Origin of the sequence: Flagellimonas sp. HMM57 (assembly GCF_021390175.1) — a bacterium.
GTDB lineage: Bacteria > Bacteroidota > Bacteroidia > Flavobacteriales > Flavobacteriaceae > Flagellimonas.
On record NZ_CP090004.1, the window covers coordinates 1,384,939 to 1,401,045 of the forward strand.

At 39.8% G+C, this 16,107-nt stretch carries 15 protein-coding genes; 2 read left to right on the forward strand and 13 right to left on the reverse strand.

From position 1 onward, the window contains the following. The first annotated feature begins 20 nt into the window (after positions 1-20). Positions 21-968: an NAD-dependent epimerase/dehydratase family protein gene (locus tag LV716_RS06110; protein WP_163416872.1), complete on the forward strand. Its 948-nt coding sequence runs from the start codon at positions 21-23 to the stop codon at positions 966-968. A 4-nt stretch (positions 969-972) separates the two neighbouring features. Here LV716_RS06110 and LV716_RS06115 read toward each other — a convergent pair whose 3' ends face one another. The 3 genes from LV716_RS06115 to LV716_RS06125 form a co-directional block, all read right to left on the reverse strand. Then, positions 973-1,272: a hypothetical protein gene (locus tag LV716_RS06115; RefSeq protein ID WP_163416873.1), complete on the reverse strand. Its 300-nt coding sequence runs from the start codon at positions 1,270-1,272 to the stop codon at positions 973-975. A gap of 72 nt (positions 1,273-1,344) precedes the next feature. Continuing rightward, on the reverse strand, positions 1,345-1,773 hold the full coding sequence (gene moaC / locus LV716_RS06120) for a cyclic pyranopterin monophosphate synthase MoaC (RefSeq protein WP_163416874.1): 429 nt from the start codon (positions 1,771-1,773) through the stop codon (positions 1,345-1,347). A 3-nt stretch (positions 1,774-1,776) separates the two neighbouring features. Further along, positions 1,777-2,217 carry a molybdenum cofactor biosynthesis protein MoaE gene (locus LV716_RS06125; protein ID WP_205600105.1) on the reverse strand — a complete coding sequence of 147 codons (441 nt, stop codon included), beginning with the start codon at positions 2,215-2,217 and terminating at the stop codon, positions 1,777-1,779. Between the two features lie 227 nt (positions 2,218-2,444). Between LV716_RS06125 and LV716_RS06130 the strand changes: the two genes are divergently transcribed. After that, complete coding sequence (locus LV716_RS06130) at positions 2,445-3,356, forward strand: hypothetical protein (protein ID WP_163416875.1); 912 nt, start codon at positions 2,445-2,447, stop codon at positions 3,354-3,356. On the opposite strand, the gene LV716_RS06135 is transcribed toward LV716_RS06130, so the two are convergent. From LV716_RS06135 to LV716_RS06180, 10 genes are all read right to left on the reverse strand, one after another. Then, a complete protein-coding gene (locus tag LV716_RS06135; protein ID WP_163416876.1) occupies positions 3,336-3,902 on the reverse strand; it encodes a hypothetical protein in 567 nt (188 codons plus the stop codon). The genes LV716_RS06130 and LV716_RS06135 overlap by 21 nt on opposite strands. Positions 3,903-4,094: 192 nt before the next feature. After that, a complete protein-coding gene (locus tag LV716_RS06140; RefSeq protein ID WP_163416877.1) occupies positions 4,095-4,652 on the reverse strand; it encodes a transposase in 558 nt (185 codons plus the stop codon). Between the two features lie 182 nt (positions 4,653-4,834). Continuing rightward, positions 4,835-5,365: a hypothetical protein gene (locus LV716_RS06145; RefSeq protein ID WP_163416878.1), complete on the reverse strand. Its 531-nt coding sequence runs from the start codon at positions 5,363-5,365 to the stop codon at positions 4,835-4,837. Further along, on the reverse strand, positions 5,359-8,307 hold the full coding sequence (locus tag LV716_RS06150; protein WP_233759248.1) for a polymorphic toxin type 23 domain-containing protein: 2,949 nt from the start codon (positions 8,305-8,307) through the stop codon (positions 5,359-5,361). The genes LV716_RS06145 and LV716_RS06150 overlap by 7 nt, the downstream gene beginning before the upstream one ends. A 17-nt stretch (positions 8,308-8,324) precedes the next feature. After that, positions 8,325-11,978 carry an FG-GAP-like repeat-containing protein gene (locus LV716_RS06155; protein ID WP_233759249.1) on the reverse strand — a complete coding sequence of 1,218 codons (3,654 nt, stop codon included), beginning with the start codon at positions 11,976-11,978 and terminating at the stop codon, positions 8,325-8,327. A 4-nt stretch (positions 11,979-11,982) separates the two neighbouring features. After that, complete coding sequence (locus tag LV716_RS06160; protein WP_163416880.1) at positions 11,983-12,471, reverse strand: T9SS type A sorting domain-containing protein; 489 nt, start codon at positions 12,469-12,471, stop codon at positions 11,983-11,985. 4 nt (positions 12,472-12,475) lie between these two features. Next, positions 12,476-13,423, reverse strand: coding sequence for a tail fiber protein (locus tag LV716_RS06165; RefSeq protein ID WP_163416881.1), 948 nt, complete (start codon positions 13,421-13,423; stop codon positions 12,476-12,478). Then, positions 13,420-14,418, reverse strand: a complete 999-nt coding sequence (locus LV716_RS06170) for a tail fiber protein (protein ID WP_163416882.1) — start codon at positions 14,416-14,418, stop codon at positions 13,420-13,422. The genes LV716_RS06165 and LV716_RS06170 overlap by 4 nt, the downstream gene beginning before the upstream one ends. Beyond that, positions 14,415-15,176, reverse strand: a complete 762-nt coding sequence (locus tag LV716_RS06175; protein WP_163416883.1) for a tail fiber protein — start codon at positions 15,174-15,176, stop codon at positions 14,415-14,417. The genes LV716_RS06170 and LV716_RS06175 overlap by 4 nt, the downstream gene beginning before the upstream one ends. After that, positions 15,176-15,895, reverse strand: a complete 720-nt coding sequence (locus LV716_RS06180) for a tail fiber protein (RefSeq protein WP_163416884.1) — start codon at positions 15,893-15,895, stop codon at positions 15,176-15,178. Before LV716_RS06180 ends, LV716_RS06175 begins: the two co-directional genes overlap by 1 nt. Between the last annotated feature and the right edge of the window lie 212 nt (positions 15,896-16,107).

Below are 16,107 nucleotides of genomic sequence, written 5' to 3' on the forward strand. Positions count from 1 at the left end.
TTTTATTAACTCCAATTTAAATGCAAAAATCCATTCTTATTCTTGGTGCATGTGGTCAGATAGGCACAGAACTCACTATTGAATTACGGGCCAGGTATGGTTCTGAAAACGTAGTCGCCAGTGATATTAGGGAAGGTGGTGAAAGCCTTATGCAGTCTGGGCCTTTTGAACTTTTGGACGCTACCAATTACGAAGCCATTGAAGATGTGGTGATGCATTACGAAATTGATGAAGTTTATCTCATGGCCGCTATGTTGAGTGCTACCGCGGAAAAATTTCCGATGCGCGCTTGGAACTTGAACATGAACTCGCTTTTTAATGTGCTCAACTTAGCAAAGGAGAAAAAGATAAGCAAGATTTTTTGGCCATCGAGCATAGCGGTCTTTGGACCCAATACCCCAAAAGAAAACACCATGCAAAGCACCATAATGGAACCTAGTACGGTGTACGGGATAAGCAAGCAATCCGGGGAGCGTTGGTGCGAGTATTATTTTAAGAAATTTGATGTGGATGTACGAAGTGTACGCTACCCTGGTCTAATTAGTTGGAAAACCATGCCCGGGGGCGGTACTACGGATTATGCTGTAGACATATACCATGAAGCCCTGAAAAAGGAGTCGTATGAATGTTTCTTGAACGAAGCTACTAAATTACCCATGATGTACATGGACGATGCCATACGGGCCACAATAAATTTGATGGAAAGTCCTTCCGAAAAACTTAGTGTTAGGTCTTCCTATAATTTAGGAAGCATGAGTTTTACACCCAAAGAGGTTGCTCAAAACATCCGGAAGCATATCCCCAATTTTGAAATATCCTACAATCCTGATTTTCGCCAGCAAATTGCTGATTCTTGGCCCAGTAGTATTGATGATAGTGCTGCCAAAAGGGATTGGAACTGGCAACCTGAATTTGATTTGGAAAAAACTACGGAAGAGATGTTGGATAATTTAAAGGATACAGTTTAGTTCCTTATTCTTCTTCGGATTCAGCAAAATCTGCATTGGGAAAATCTTCCATATCCCCTGCATCGGAAACCTCGGTATCATCATCAAAATTGGCCATGCTACGCTCTAGTTTTGAACTTATTTTGACCAGATACTTGGTGTCGTCCTTGCAAACTTCAACAGCTTCGATGGCTTCTCCTTTCAGGTTTTTAAAATTGATGATATCGCTGTCACCATATCCGTCTGGATACCGTTCTACCAAAAGTTTCAGTACTTCTGGGGTCAGTTTTTTATAATCGACAATTACTCGTTTGGGGTTATTCATGTTCAGAGCATAGCAATAAATCAACTTGAAATTAGAACAAAAACGATATAACTGGAAATTTTTTATGAAACTTTACGCATTGTTAATATCTGATTTGCCGCCTGTTTTTTTCAAGAGCCTTATTTGATGGATTTCCACACCTTTGTCAATAGGTTTGAGCATATCGTACATATTTAAAGCCACAACACTTGCGCCGTGCATGGCCTCTACCTCGACACCTGTTTTGTAGAACGTCTTCACCAAGACCTTTACCGTAATATCCAGTTCATTGATTTCATAATCAATGCTACAATGTTCAACGGGCAAAGGATGACAGTCCGGTAACAAATCGGCTGTTTTTTTCACTCCTAAAAAACCCGCCGCCCTACTCATTGAAAACACATCTCCTTTTGGAACCGCACCTTTTTTAATGGCATCAATAGTAACGGTAGAACTTACTTTAACAATAGCTTGTGCAATGGCAGTTCTATGGGTAGGTTGCTTTTGTGTAATGTCTACCATAATCTAAGTATTTACTTTCCATTGGTACGAATCGTCCTCAAAAAGCTCTTTTCCAAAGACGGGCACATGCGCCTTGATTTCCTCTACGACATATTCAAGTGCCTCAAACGCTACCCTACGGTGCGGGGAGGAAACAAAAACAAAGAGACACAACTCACCCACCCCAACTTTTCCCAAACTATGGTAGATATGCATACAGGTAATATCAAACTTTGAAAAGGTGGTTTCTTTAATATCATGAAATTTTTTGTTCGCCATTTCTTCGTAAGCGTTGTATTCAATGGCACTTACTGCTTTTCCATCTATGTCATCGGCCCGTACTTGCCCCAAAAAAATATCGTGAGCCCCTATTTGGGTTTTTGATTGGTGTTTGGCAATGGAATCAGCGATAAAGTTGGGACTTATGGCGCCTTCCACGAATACGTTCTTAATTTTCGTTTTCATAAAACCAATTTACACTAAAATAATTAAGAAAAAATGAAAAGATACAATTTGTATCCCTTGTAAAAGATTGTTTGTTTGGTAAGTTTTGTATGCAGTATCTTTTTTAATATCGTATAAGATAAATCCTATAGATTGTGACACCTATTATTTATATTTGTAATATAGCACACTTATAGCCTTACACTGTAGCTAGTGAACATAACCCGAAATTCGATTAAATAAATACAATGAAAACATTACTGTTTTTTTCAACCGCTATACTATTTTGTTCCCAGTTGCAATCTCAATGGACGAGTTCTGGGAACAATTATACTACAGGGCAATTAGCCATTGGAGCATCACAAACGTGGGCTCCAATAACCATTACTTCCGTTTCGAATGCCACAAAAAATGAAGGTGTTTCCTTGGCTTTTGACGGAACCGACCATTCTGAAATGGGTTATCGGTTCAAGGTTGATGGTGCCAACTATTATCAAGTCATGTATAACGGATTGGCCATTAATTGGAAGCACTATGAAGCAGATGACTATGTAACAAAACTATCATTAACAAACTCTGGTTCACTTGGCATAGGAACGTCTGATCCTTCAGCAGAACTTGAAGTAAAATCAGTAGCCGATGACAATGCCGAGATACACATCAATTCCTCTACGAACGGAAGACCATCAATTATCAGATTTCAAGATGCGGGAACCGATACTTGGGGACTCTTGTCCCATTATCCACATCAAGATAAACTAAGTGTATATAATTATCACAATGGTTCAAATGCCATGGTTTTTGATAGCAACGGCAATATTGGAATAGGAACAACCACTCCAGATACGCGACTTGCCGTAAACGGCAACATCCACACTAAAGAAGTAAAAGTGGATTTAATCGGCTGGCCCGATTTTGTCTTTGAAAACAACTACGAACTACCAACATTACAAGAAGTAGAAGCGCACATTGCCCACAAAGGACATCTACAGGATATTCCCAGTGCGAAGGAAGTGGAAGAAAATGGTGTTCATTTAGGTGAGATGAATGCAAAACTCCTGCAAAAAATCGAGGAGCTTATGTTGTATACGATTCAGCAACAAAAAGAGATAGAACGGTTAAGCGAGGAAGTTCTGGTATTAAAGTCCAAAGGAAAGTAAGTTTGGACAGCTCAAAAAATAAACTGAGCTTGCTGAAGTAAACTGGCGGGAGCGGGGAATGTTATCAGATTTGTATCCAAATAAAATAATATCAAAATCATTTGATTTAAATAAAAAAGAAGAAAACGAGGGTATATCCTCAAAATCTGTTATCTGTGATTTTAAATTTTCAGGTACTACATAGTTTAAATCACTTTCTTTTCTATCTGGACCATGTAGGCAACAAATATAAATTTCTTCCTCTGGAAGATACTTAATTGAATAACCAAAGTTCAAAATCTTAGCTTCATCTTCCTTCAAAACCATATTTGTTTCGAGCCATGATTTCATTTTTTCAAATTCACTTTTATTCAATATTTCAGAATCATTCTCAAGGTTTTTATCTAAATATGAGAGAGTATATCTACCAAGACCATCAGAAAGATTCTTCAAAATTTCTTCGTCAAAAAATTGATCATAAAGAGAATACTTATTGTAACAAAAAATAGAAATTAGAATTAAAACAACTATTGAAGCTATAAGTTTAATTTTTCCAAGGATTTTCATATTGAGGCTGATTTTGTATGTGGTATTTTAAATACCATGTCTCTACTTGTTTAAATACTGATGCATCGTCAAAGTAGACTCCAAGAACAGGTACATCGGTGCCTACTTGTGTATTTGTTATTGCAAAATATTGTCCTTTTAGGCCCCGGCTACCGCCAGTTTGCAACTGGTGGCCAAACAATATAAAATAAATCAGCCCAAAAAACCAATGGTATCGATTTCCATCACCGTATGGTCTCCTGCAAAATTTCTTGCGCTGCTGTACTTCCAGTCAGCCGACATGGTCACAAAACCTGATACAACTGGATTATTGTGAACATAATCGATTTTTTGCCCAATGATCTTTGCACTCCATAAGGCGATGGGATTGTTATGGTGCTGCCAGAACTGATACTTCACAATATTGCCTTTCTTTTTACCGGCCCGCCCAAACATCCAAAGCAACCATTCTTTCCTGCTTTCTTGAGGGTTTTCCTCAATTGTACGTATCACTTTCCTTGAAGTAAACCTCTTGAAATCGCGCAATACTCCCGAAGGATCTTCCCTTGTCGAACGGAATATGAAATGGACATGGCTGGGCATAAAGCAGTAGGCATAGACTTCCATTCCTTTATTCATCCTACAATATTGTAAGCTTTCCACAAGAATGTCCAGATACAGCTGTCGCGTAAAAACGTCTATCCAGTACACCGTGGCAAACGATACAAAGTAAGCACCGGCCTTATTATGAAACTTATAGTTCCTGCTCATAAAGCAAGAATAACATATCCGCCGTATGAATAGTTTACAGAATGGACGGATGCGCTGTTTGAATTGACAAAACACCAATACATAAAACTAGATTGGTTCTCGTGTTGCTTACTCATATCTGCCACCAGTTATAAACTGGCGGGAGCGGGGGGATAGTAATACTAAAATCATTATTAAATCACTCACTTTCTCAATTTACTCAACCAATTAGAAGAATCTGGTTTCTTATTCAGTTCATGAAACTGATATGTCATCGGTATATCATATTCAATATCAGGTTGGGAGTCTACAAGACTCCTAGTTCTTATATGTTTTAACGTTCTTTCATCTACTATTAAAAATGTATCTTCGAATACAAATAGTTTTGAAAATCCTGCTTTTCCAAAATGTTGTATTTTTAAAGAATCTTCATAAAATTTGCTCACTCCCCACATACTACTTTTTAAATCAGTTCCTTTTTCAAAGTTGTTAAATAAGAATTTAGCGTCATAATTCTCTTTATTGAAAAATAAAACAGAATTATCTTCGTAAAGAATAAAGGCAATATTACTTTTTCCCTTTAAAGACACATGATAAAAACCTTGAATTCTGGGGATTCCGTTATAAGAACCTCCTTCTTTGTGCAAAAAAGTCATTTTTCCTACTGGATATCTACTTGCACAACTTAGTACTATGATTGCGATTACAATCAAAAATGCAAATTTATTTACCATAGCGAGAATCGATTCGAGGATTGATATTGAAAAATAGTTTCATTAGGAGCTAGAGGAGATACAGGAAACCTTGGCACCTTTATATTATCATGAATAACCGAATTTTGCCAAAAATTCCTAATTACTTCACTATTTCTTCCCATTTGATATCCTTTATAACCGACCGACATAAACCCTAATCTATATTTATTAGCATTAGCACCCTGATAACTGCCGTTTGGGCCTCCATAAGGTGAGGCACCAGGATAAAACTCGTCTCCAGCAATAATTCCACCTGAATCTTTAGTTGGGTCTCCCGTAAACATCTTTAAATTTAAACTAAATTCTTTCCATCCCACAGAAGCTGCAGTAGTTCTATATCTATCATAACCATCTGCAAGAACTTTTCCTATGCCTACTAACGGAGTTTCAATAAAATCATTTTCATATCGTAAGTTGAAATCTCCATTTCTATAGTTAAAACCTCCTAGAGTCTGTGATGTTTCACCACTGGAATATTTGGTACTATATATACCAAAACCATTTTTGCCATCGTCCCAGTTTACCCCCCAAGATTTTCTAAACTCCCATCCACTTTTTCCCGTGCCAAAGGCTGAACCATAAAAACTAGCTCCAATACCAGCCGAAGCACTGAAATTTCCATCATTAAAACCAACCGATAAATTAGCACCTATTCCCCCGGCCTTTCCAAACGCAATAGCAGGGGAAATTCCAAAATTCCAATTTCCAATACCTAAATTTAAGCTTGGTAATACCCCAGCTGCCAAACCTCCAACCACTGTCGAGGTGACATAACTAATACTTATGCTAGCTGGCAATTGTCCCGCCGTTAATGCACCTATTGCCGCGCCTCCCAAAAGAGAAATTCCAAAATCTCCCCAATTCCATGACCCTGTTTTTATTGCAGAACCAATATATGCAGCACCAGCAGTTGCCGCGCCAATTAACGCTCCAACAAGAATGACAGAAAATAATAATTCCCCACTCGTATCAGTATACCTCAAAGGGCTATTCATTACATACCCATACCTATTATAGTTCTGTGTATTGTAAGGGTCTTGTACAAAATTGTCCGGGCTTAAAAAGCGCCCTAACTGGGCATCGTACATACGGCCGTTCATATGGATAAGGCTTACCTCAAAAAAGTGCTCGTGGCCCGTATAGCCCCTGCCCAAAAGGGAATCATGACCAAAAGTGGTACCGCCACCACTGTCCATAAATTGATCTACGGAGCCCCAAGCTCCAAAATGTAGCTCTTCCTTCACATCCCCATCAGCATCGGTAATGGCCAAAATGCTTCCCAGATAATCACGATGTAGGTAGTGGTATTCGTCTACAGCTCCTGTACCAGTGGTCTTAATATGGGCAATAGGGGCCGTGTAGGCATCCCCCGCCACATACGTAATGATCTTGGTAGTATTGGCCTGGGTATCCTCAACAATCTCCACAGGAATAATCGCAGAATAGTGCTTTTTATACCTACGTAGGGCCTTATCTTCATCTTCTCCTCCGTAATAGGCGGTACTACGGTTCATTAGTGGACCGTACTCAAAACTTACCCTACCATGACCGGTTTGATGTATGTCGATAGGTTTTTTAAAAGCATTGTAACTGATCTGTTGGGTAGGATGTTGTTCAAAATAGGTTGCACCTGTGGTATTGGGGTCAATCTCCGTAAGCCTGTACTTTTTACTGGTATCCCCATATTCGTAATCCCCAAGGGCAGAATTTGTCGCAATGTTCCCATTGTTCAGGTATGTTTTGGTATGGGCCACATCCCCACTGATACCTGTTAGGCGATCTTGGTTGTCATGGGTAAAGGTCTCCTGCCAGTTAAACCCAAAATTCTCACGGCTGTTGAGAATGCCCCGTTGTTGGTGAAAATCATACTCCATATGCAATGCCACCGTGGGGTTGGTGCCGCTTTCCTTATCTTCGATCTTGGTCAGATACCCATAGGCATCGTACACTTTGGTCTTGGTAATGCCATTGCCCAAATTGACCGTTAGGGCCTGCCCCCTAGCATTAATGCTAGCGAGCTCCCATAGTTTATCCGGTGTACCATCGTTCCAAATTTCCGTTAAAATCCCAGAAGTATCATATTCATTACGGGTCACCAAGGTTTTGGAGGCCCCTCCCGTGAGATTGGAAATCATGGTTTCTTTAGATACCCTTCCGTACCCATCGTAGGTAAAGCGTTGTTCAAAGCTTGCAAATCCTGTATTCTCCTTTATGGTAGCAGGGCGCTGATAGGTATCGTAGGTGTACTGGTACGTATAGGCTCGGGCCGTATTGGTATTGTCCAATCCATTTATGGTCTTTACCTGCTTTGTGGCGTTGTCGTACACATAGTTTAAGCTATGGTCCGTAAGGTCTCCGGTCATAGTTTTGGATGTCACCTTTCCAAAAGCATCGTAAACATAGGTGGTCGTTCCCTTGGGTGTGGTTTCTTCCAATAATTCCCCAAAGTCATTGTATTCATAGGTATAATTGCCCGCCGAAGGATCATTGAGGCTGGTCTTACGCCCCCAACCATCTATCCCCACGGTGACCACATTACCGCCATAATCTGCAGTCTTTAACGTACCATTCGCAAAATAGGTATAATCGATACTGCCCCCCGGATCTTGTAGTTGTACCGTGTTGCCCAAGGCATCAAGGGTAGAGGTAACGCTTTTTGTACCATCGTTCACCGTTGTGGATAATCCCGAATAGGTGTAATTGATGTTTTTGCCCGTATACAAGGTTTGGGTGACCGGTCGCCCATATTCATCGAACGTGTAGGTATTCCATTGGTTGGGGGAACCGTTATGGGGTTCGCTTTCCCGTTTTTTCCTGCCGCTTACATCATATTCATAGCTTTTATAAATCCACTGGCTATTGAGGCTCAGCGTACCCGATTTTGTTATCCATCCAAAAGCATTGTAAATGGTTTCTTCCATACCGCCATCGGGGTGGTCTACCGTATTCTTTTGACCTCCCCCACCAAGGGCGTGTAGGTGTAGTCCGTATGGTTGTTCAGGTAATCTGTCATTCTATCGACCCGATCCCATTTATCATTTATATAGGACGTAGTAAGCCCATAAGGATTTGTTGTGGACACCAGATTACCCGTGGCCGATGTATAGGAAAAGGTCGTTTCCAAACCTTCAATATCAATGGATTTGGTCAAAAACCTACCCCCATAGGTTGCACTGTATTCAAAAGTCTCCGTTCTGGGCGATAATCCACTTGCCGTTAAGGTTTTGGTCAGTACGTTTCCGTAGACATCATGTGTAAAGTCCTCTGTTAACCAATTGGTGCCATTCCCTCTTTTTTTAACCTGGGTGACCAGATTATTACTATAGGCATATTGTTCTTCGGTATTGAACGAATTTCCGTTTAAGGTGATTCGTTCCGTCATTGTTTTGACCCGTCCTATATGATAGGTGTTATTGGAAGCACTTGCATTGTTATAATATTGATAGGTAGTTGCCTTATTACCCCCTGTAAAAGATGTATTGGTTACCAAGGGGTTGTTATAGGCATCATACGAATAGGTTTCGGTTGTGCTAACACCGGTAAGCCCGTTATCGGTCTCCATACGTTTTAACCGAATGTCCACGGCACCGGCATAACCTACATCTCCAGGTTGTTCGCTTGGCGGAAATATATAGGCATGATAATTTCCATTTGCTCCTATGGCATGAAAACCGGGTAAAAAAGTAATGGTTTGTTCAGCAAAGTCGGTTTGTGCCCCAGAAATACTGGAACTTCTAGTAATGTTCTCCATATACTGTGGTGCACTGGGGGATCCTGGATTGGCAATGAGTTTATAATCATAAAAATAGTTGACCTTACTCTGGTATTGGGATGGATTAGAGCTAGATGAATTGGCAACTATCTGTTCAGTTACCGCTCCCCTTAACATGGGGTCGTGTTTGGAAATATTCCATAAGGTGCCTACCCCATCGCCGTACCAATTGGAGCGTTTAAGCTCTTGAAATCCCACAAATCCCAAACCGGTGGCATGGGACACCGCCCCTTTATAATAAAATTTTTGATTTCTGGTAAGCCCAGACCCATTTTGCTCCAGTTCACGAACCACTTTAAAAGAAGGAGCCACGTTAACGTTGATAAAAGGATATACTTCACCGTAGCCAGCGCTATATGAAGGAAAATAATACGGGTCACCACCCCCGTTATAGTATGGGTTTACTTGGTCATACTTTATTGTGGTGGTTACTCCATTATTGGTAACCTGTTGCATGGCTACATCTTCCCGATGATCTTTATTGAACACAAAAGAAGTAACATGATTATCGCTAATAGAGGCAAAATCCAGGTTGTTATTGGGTCTATCCGAGCTTAAAAAAACCGGTATAGGATAGTGTTTTAAATCACCCGTTTTACTAGTGGAACCTGAAAAAATAAATCTAGGATTGGAACTTGTACTTGAAGGCTTAAAATTCTGATAAATCCTTATATTTTGAGTCCCATTACTACTGTTGTTATAGGTCGTGGTCCTATAGTCAATAATATCTGTTCTTCCGTCGCCATTAATATCAACAGGGATTAAGTTATATCCATAAAGTGTTCCCTGTCCATTATAATCCATTTCCTTGTATTGAAAAGGTTCTAATTTTACATCTTTTACAAAACTGTTCCCTCTTGAAAGAAATGTGGCAAAATCCAAACTATTGTCCGCAGTGGGAATTATAAAATCTGTCTTTCCATCGCCATTATAATCGCCTGGAAGAATGGGATAGTCCAGATTTATTCTCGAATCTGAAGTTTCCCAAAGCAAAGTAAGTGATGAATTACTTGGGTTTAACGAGTATACCTGTACTTTTCCATCTTGAAATCGTAAAATATCCGTTTTTCCATCCCCATTGGCATCGAAAGTGAGAAGTTGATCTGAGGATTTATATGGGCCACCTGAAAAACCGCCTATACTGGATGCAAAATTTGTGGTGAGCCTTCTGTCGAGCTTTATCAACTTAATACTGTTGGGCGTAACATAGTTATACTGACAATTGCATTCGTTCGTAGATTGGTTAAAAGTACAGGCTTCTTGGCTATAAGGTTTAGATATGGCAACTACATCGGATAGTCCATCGCCATCAAAATCACCTGACAAATATTCTTGCTCGATCCGTGTTTCAAAACTTAAATCACACTGAAAAATAGGATAATCTAAATAGGTAGGAGCATCCCATATTTTTTCGTATTTGTAAGCTATGGGTTGAGCTGCACTCCCAGAGGAATACACCTTAAATTTCACTTGGGTATTTCCACTATTCTGTATAATCGCCAAGCCTTGATTTGGCAATAATTTATAGTCATAATTTAACCAAGTTACAGGAAAAATTTCTTGGAAGCGTCCCGTATTTGCCTCGTTATAAAAATTAATACCCCCTGCATTCTGTATATCGTTGAACAACCAGAACTTCTTTCTTGCATCTGTTCCAGTAGTAGGATATACGATAAAGTCCATTTTTCCATTTCCTGACATATCCAGAGGTATCACTTTAGCATTTCTTTGCTCAATGTTCTGGACTGTTAGTCCTGCCCGGTCGACCCTACTTGTGGATGTAGGTGTATTCCCATAGGTAAAAGTAATGGCATTACGTGAATCACTATTGTCACCCGTTTTTTCTTGAACACTTGTCACCCGTTCATAGCCCAAGGATGTTTCACTATGCTGTATTACATAATTACGATACGCTGTTCCGCCTTGCCCTCTTACATTGATTTCCTTAAGGATGGTATTCCTTATGAACCGTGTGCCATTGATGTAAGACTGCTCATCCCGTTTTCTATCTCCGTAGACAAATTCAATTTCATTTATAGGAGATGCCGTTCCCCTATGTCCATAAGATATTTTATAGATCCGTAACGAATTCTGAATGGTATTGTAGCTATAGTTGATTCGTATTCCTTGCGGATTTTCCCAATAGGTGATGGCATAGTCGTTACGCCCTCTTGAATTTGTGTTTTGACCATAAAAAGCGATAGATCCATCTGGATAATATACCTTAAAATAACTTGGGCCGGCTATACCGGATGTATGATGGGTTCCATGGGACGTAATCTTGATATTTGAATAGCTCTCCGTTTGGTATTCTGCCCCGTTGGCACCATAAGTTCCTATTTTTAGGATAAGGCGTTGGCCGTCCAAAGTAAACCGATCATTGGAATCAAAATCTACGGCATCAATCTGATTATCATGGAAAAGTGTGGATGGAATTCTGGTGATTACTGAAATTCCAGATACATTCCATCCCCAACCTGCCAGTCCATTGCCAGATTGACTATTGTAAGCCAATGCTATCTCTGGCTGTATTCCATTGATACCAGGGGGAACATCGATGGGAACCGAGTAGGTTACCGCACCCGTAGGAGAAACGGAAAGGTTTCCTATCGTACTTCCATTCACAGTACCACCACCTTTAGAGGCAGCTGATAAATTGATAGATTTTGAGGAAAAATTTGTGGTTTGTTCAGAGGCACCTTCCAATTGGACAGTACTTTCCGTTACGCTGGAAGCTTTTACAGTTTTGTATGTAAATGTATCTTGTGCTATAGCTATTTGAATTGCAAAAAAACAAAAAAGAAATGTTAGGTTTTTCATTGGGCTATTTTTTGATGACGTGGAATGTTTGTTTGGTGTTGTCCGTGTAGAATACCGAGACCATATACCTGCCTGCAGGGTAGATGCCAAAGTTGAGATTCATGCTCCCTTGCCTGTTTTGTACCACTTTTTGAAATAGTTGCTGGCCTATACCATTGAACAGCACTATTTGCGCAACCTGCTTTTGATTGTCTTGCCATTGCACTGTAAGTTGTTCGGTCACGGGATTTGGATACGCTACGATATTGGAAAAATTGTCTCCTTCATTTAGACCGGACAGTTCTTCCAAAATGTCTTCTTGCAAAGCAACCTCTTCCACCAAAGTAGAGTCCAAAGCCTGTTTTGATGTTCCGCAGTTGACACATACCCTATCTCTTAAGGTTTGGTTTCCTGCGCTGTCGTAACTAAACTGGATTTTATACTGGGATTGGGCCATTGCAGCTGTCAATGAGAATATCCATAACATCCCAAATAGAAGTAATTTTTGCTTCAAAATATTAGTTTTTAAGGTTATTGATTTTTTGGTCGATGGCCTCCAGTTTTGTATTTAAGCGTGCCATATGCCGTTTGTACTGCTCAATTTCTTTTTGTTGTTGAAGGGTATACAGCGTCAATTCCTCTATCTTTTCCAATAACAATTTGTTCATCTCGCCCAATTGAATCCCATTTTCCTCAACTTCTTTGGCCGAGGGAATATTGATGAGGTGTCCCTTTTCTTGAATGTGTTTTTCCACTTCTTCAAGCGTAGGTAGGTCGTAATTTTCTTTGAACACATAGTCTGCCCAACCAGTTTCTACTTTGATTTCTTCGGCGCGAATCTTGCCTTTAACTGCCAATTTGTAGGTCCCAGGATTTGTGGTTCCAATACCAACGGCACCATTATGTACTATTGTAAAAAGTTCACCTCCTTCAACATTGGTCCCTGTTGAGATATGTAATCTGTTATCATGTCCATGGCTTATATGAAAAATAGAATTACCGTTGTTTGGCCAAAAGCTAACCGCAGATTCATTATTTCGATTAATCCAAACACCTTTATTGTCAGTTGTACGAACATCAAGTTGACCGGCAGGAGATGTGGTACCAATTCCAACAGATCCATTGCTTTTTATAACCATCCGGTCAATGGCGAGACCACCATCAAAAACCGAACGAAATTTAACCACATCCCCATCTCTGGAACCAATGTGCAATGTGCTAGAACCATACATTTCATTAGAGTCCATAATAGTATACTGACCACCACCGTCAAAAAGTGTCAAAAAACTATTGGTAGGATTCCAAGTGCCACCAATGGTACCACTCCTTTCAACATGTAATTTGGCCTGTGGGGATAAAGTTCCTATCCCAACATTACCATCGTTGGGAAATGAATTGGTGATTTGGGAATTTATGGTCAAAAATGACAATAAGGCAATAGTTGCCATTAACCTTGATTTGTTCATCGGTTTTGGTTTAAAAGCTTTTCAATTTTTATGAGGCGGGTTTCCTGTTCGGCAAGCTTTTCCTCTTGTTCTAAAATATAAAGCGTCAACTCCTCAATCTTCTCCAACAGCTTCATGTTCATCTCGCCCAGTTGAATACCGTTTTCCTCCATTTCCCTTGCCGAGGGGATATTGGGCAAGTGTCCATGTTTTTTGATATGGTCCTGGACTTCCTCTAAAGATTTAAGCTCATAATTCGCTTTAAACACATAATCAGGACCAGGAACAGAAAGATCTACCTTCACTTCCTCAGCGTGTATTTTTCCTTTTACAGTAAGTTTGGAATCAGGAGAAGTAGTTCCCATACCTATTTTTCCATTATGACCTATATACATTCTTGGCTCTTCGGTGACCACTACGCCCTCAACAGTATCTCCATATTTTGTGTAGAAGTATAGTTTTCCCCAACTAGCCCGCATACCGGAAAAACCGTAATTGTTGGTATGGCTGGCCGGTGTAACGATGTTGTTATGGCTAGTCCCTCCTTGCACAACAGCTAAGTTGGAACCGAAAACAGCGTTGCCTCCTGTGGAACCAGAAATATTCGCCCCAAAATTGCTTTCAACCACCAATTGTGACTTTGGGTATGCTTCGGTTCCTATGGAAACATTTCCATTGTCTCTTATATTTATACCTCGGTCTTTGTTAAAAATCTTTAGATCATACCCTGCCCTATTGGTAAAAAAACCAAGCTGTTTTGTATTGCTACTTCCTTCGCCCAACCACCACACTTCATCGCCACTCATATCATAACCCCCTAACCATCCATAGAAGGCATTGTCCGTATCCTCATGGTTGGTGTTCTGCAAGCGAATTACAGCTCCGTTGCCAGCTACATGTAATTTAGAATCAGGATTTGTGGTGCCAATCCCCACATTTCCATTGGGAGCTTCATGGATTTGACCGAAAGCAATGAGTGTTGCGAACAGAAAAATTGATAGCAGTAGTTGTTTCATTTTATTGCTTTTAAAATTTTCTCAAGTTGTCTTTGATGTTTCTCGTTTTGTAACGATAGGTTCTCAATTTTTTCCATCAATTGAATGTTATAAAGCGTCAACTCCTCGATTTTCTCCAACAGCTTCATGTTCATCTCGCCCAGTTCAATGCCGTTTTCTTCCATTTCCCTTGCCGAGGGGATATTGGGCAAGTGCCCATGTTTTTTGATATGGTCCTGGACTTCTTCCAAGGATTTGAGGTCATAGTCTTCTTTAAAGACATAGTCAGGTCCTGGAACAGAAATATCTACCTTCACTTCCTCAGCGTGTATTTTTCCCTTTACGGTGAGTTTGGAGTCGGGCGAAGAAGTTCCAATTCCCATCAATCCATTTCTTGTAATTCTAACGCTTTCATACATAGGGCCCGGACCATCAGTCCCTTTTGTAAAAAACACTAGACCAACATGATCAGAATCAGTATGTTCTTGCACTGCTGCTATGGCCGCTCTACGTCTCGAACCAACTTTCCAAGTTATCCCCCCAAAAAAATTATCTAAACCTGCAATATTGGAGGTAAAAGAAATATGGTCTTGGGACTCGGAATTCATACTTGTATTAAACAAGTTTGGATTAAATATTTCCAATTTTTGAAGCGGGTTGACAGTACCGATTCCAATGTTACCGTCATCAGGGAACGTATTGGTAACTTGAGCATCTACTCCTAAGCACCACCATACGATTAGTGCGAATATTAGAAATTGTAATTTGTACTTGTCCATTATTTATGTTTTAAGAGTAGTTCTATTTTATGTAAGCGTCTTTCTTGTTCCAAAATATATAGCGTCAACTCTTCAATCTTCTCCAACAGCTTCATGTTCATCTCGCCCAGTTCAATGCCGTTTTCTTCCATCTCTTTAGCTGGGGGGATATTGGGCAAGTGTCCATGTTTTTTAATATGGTCCTGGACTTCCTCTAAAGATTTAAGCTCATAGTCTTCTTTAAAGACATAGTCAGGTCCTGGAACCGATAGGTCTACTTTGACTTCCTCCGCATGGACTTTTCCTTTTACGGTAAGTTTAGCATCTGGACTAGCAGTACCTATACCTACATTTCCATTTGACTTAAAAGTGGCCAACGAGGTGTTATCGTGCCGATTTAAATTTCCAAAGTTGATTCTTAAACTGGAATCTCCATTTCCGTTGGTAGTCTGTCTGGCAAAAGACCAAATATCTGTATTGGACAAGCCATTCCCTTCAATAAGATTGATAGCTGACCCCCAAGTTCCCGCAGCACTTGAAGTTAAATCCAATTGTGAGTCGATAGCTTCGATAATAGAAGCTGAATGTGTAGATTTAACCCCAACTTCTTCTTTTAGGACATGTAACTTGATATCTGGGTTGGTTGTTCCTACTCCTACATTTCCATTGGGAGCTTCATGGATTTGACCAAATGAAATAAAATACGTGAAGGGTAAAGTGAAGAGTAAAAGTTTTTTCATGCTTTCTTGGTTTTAACAACAAAGCATACGCTAACTTAATTATAGCATTAGGGTGTATTTCTTGTAAATAGAACCTTCCTCAAAGGAAAAATTCCATGATTAGATATATCAGCTTGGTTGCACACTAAAAATATAAAATTCTGATATTTTATACTACATAATATCTTTAATTTTATCAAGATTTAACTTACAAATGTAATTGACTGGTTTTA

Coding starts and splice junctions, on each gene's coding strand:
- LV716_RS06155 (WP_233759249.1), bottom strand. CDS start 11,978: ATGAAAAACCTAACATTTCTTTTTTGTTTTTTTGCAATTCAAATAGCT.
- LV716_RS06175 (WP_163416883.1), bottom strand. CDS start 15,176: ATGGACAAGTACAAATTACAATTTCTAATATTCGCACTAATCGTATGG.
- LV716_RS06110 (WP_163416872.1), top strand. CDS start 21: ATGCAAAAATCCATTCTTATTCTTGGTGCATGTGGTCAGATAGGCACA.
- LV716_RS06125 (WP_205600105.1), bottom strand. CDS start 2,217: ATGAAAACGAAAATTAAGAACGTATTCGTGGAAGGCGCCATAAGTCCC.
- LV716_RS06170 (WP_163416882.1), bottom strand. CDS start 14,418: ATGAAACAACTACTGCTATCAATTTTTCTGTTCGCAACACTCATTGCT.
- LV716_RS06150 (WP_233759248.1), bottom strand. CDS start 8,307: ATGGAAGAAACCATTTACAATGCTTTTGGATGGATAACAAAATCGGGT.
- LV716_RS06145 (WP_163416878.1), bottom strand. CDS start 5,365: ATGGTAAATAAATTTGCATTTTTGATTGTAATCGCAATCATAGTACTA.
- LV716_RS06180 (WP_163416884.1), bottom strand. CDS start 15,895: ATGAAAAAACTTTTACTCTTCACTTTACCCTTCACGTATTTTATTTCA.
- moaC (WP_163416874.1), bottom strand. CDS start 1,773: ATGGTAGACATTACACAAAAGCAACCTACCCATAGAACTGCCATTGCA.
- LV716_RS06135 (WP_163416876.1), bottom strand. CDS start 3,902: ATGAAAATCCTTGGAAAAATTAAACTTATAGCTTCAATAGTTGTTTTA.
- LV716_RS06165 (WP_163416881.1), bottom strand. CDS start 13,423: ATGAACAAATCAAGGTTAATGGCAACTATTGCCTTATTGTCATTTTTG.
- LV716_RS06115 (WP_163416873.1), bottom strand. CDS start 1,272: ATGAATAACCCCAAACGAGTAATTGTCGATTATAAAAAACTGACCCCA.
- LV716_RS06140 (WP_163416877.1), bottom strand. CDS start 4,652: ATGAGCAGGAACTATAAGTTTCATAATAAGGCCGGTGCTTACTTTGTA.
- LV716_RS06130 (WP_163416875.1), top strand. CDS start 2,445: ATGAAAACATTACTGTTTTTTTCAACCGCTATACTATTTTGTTCCCAG.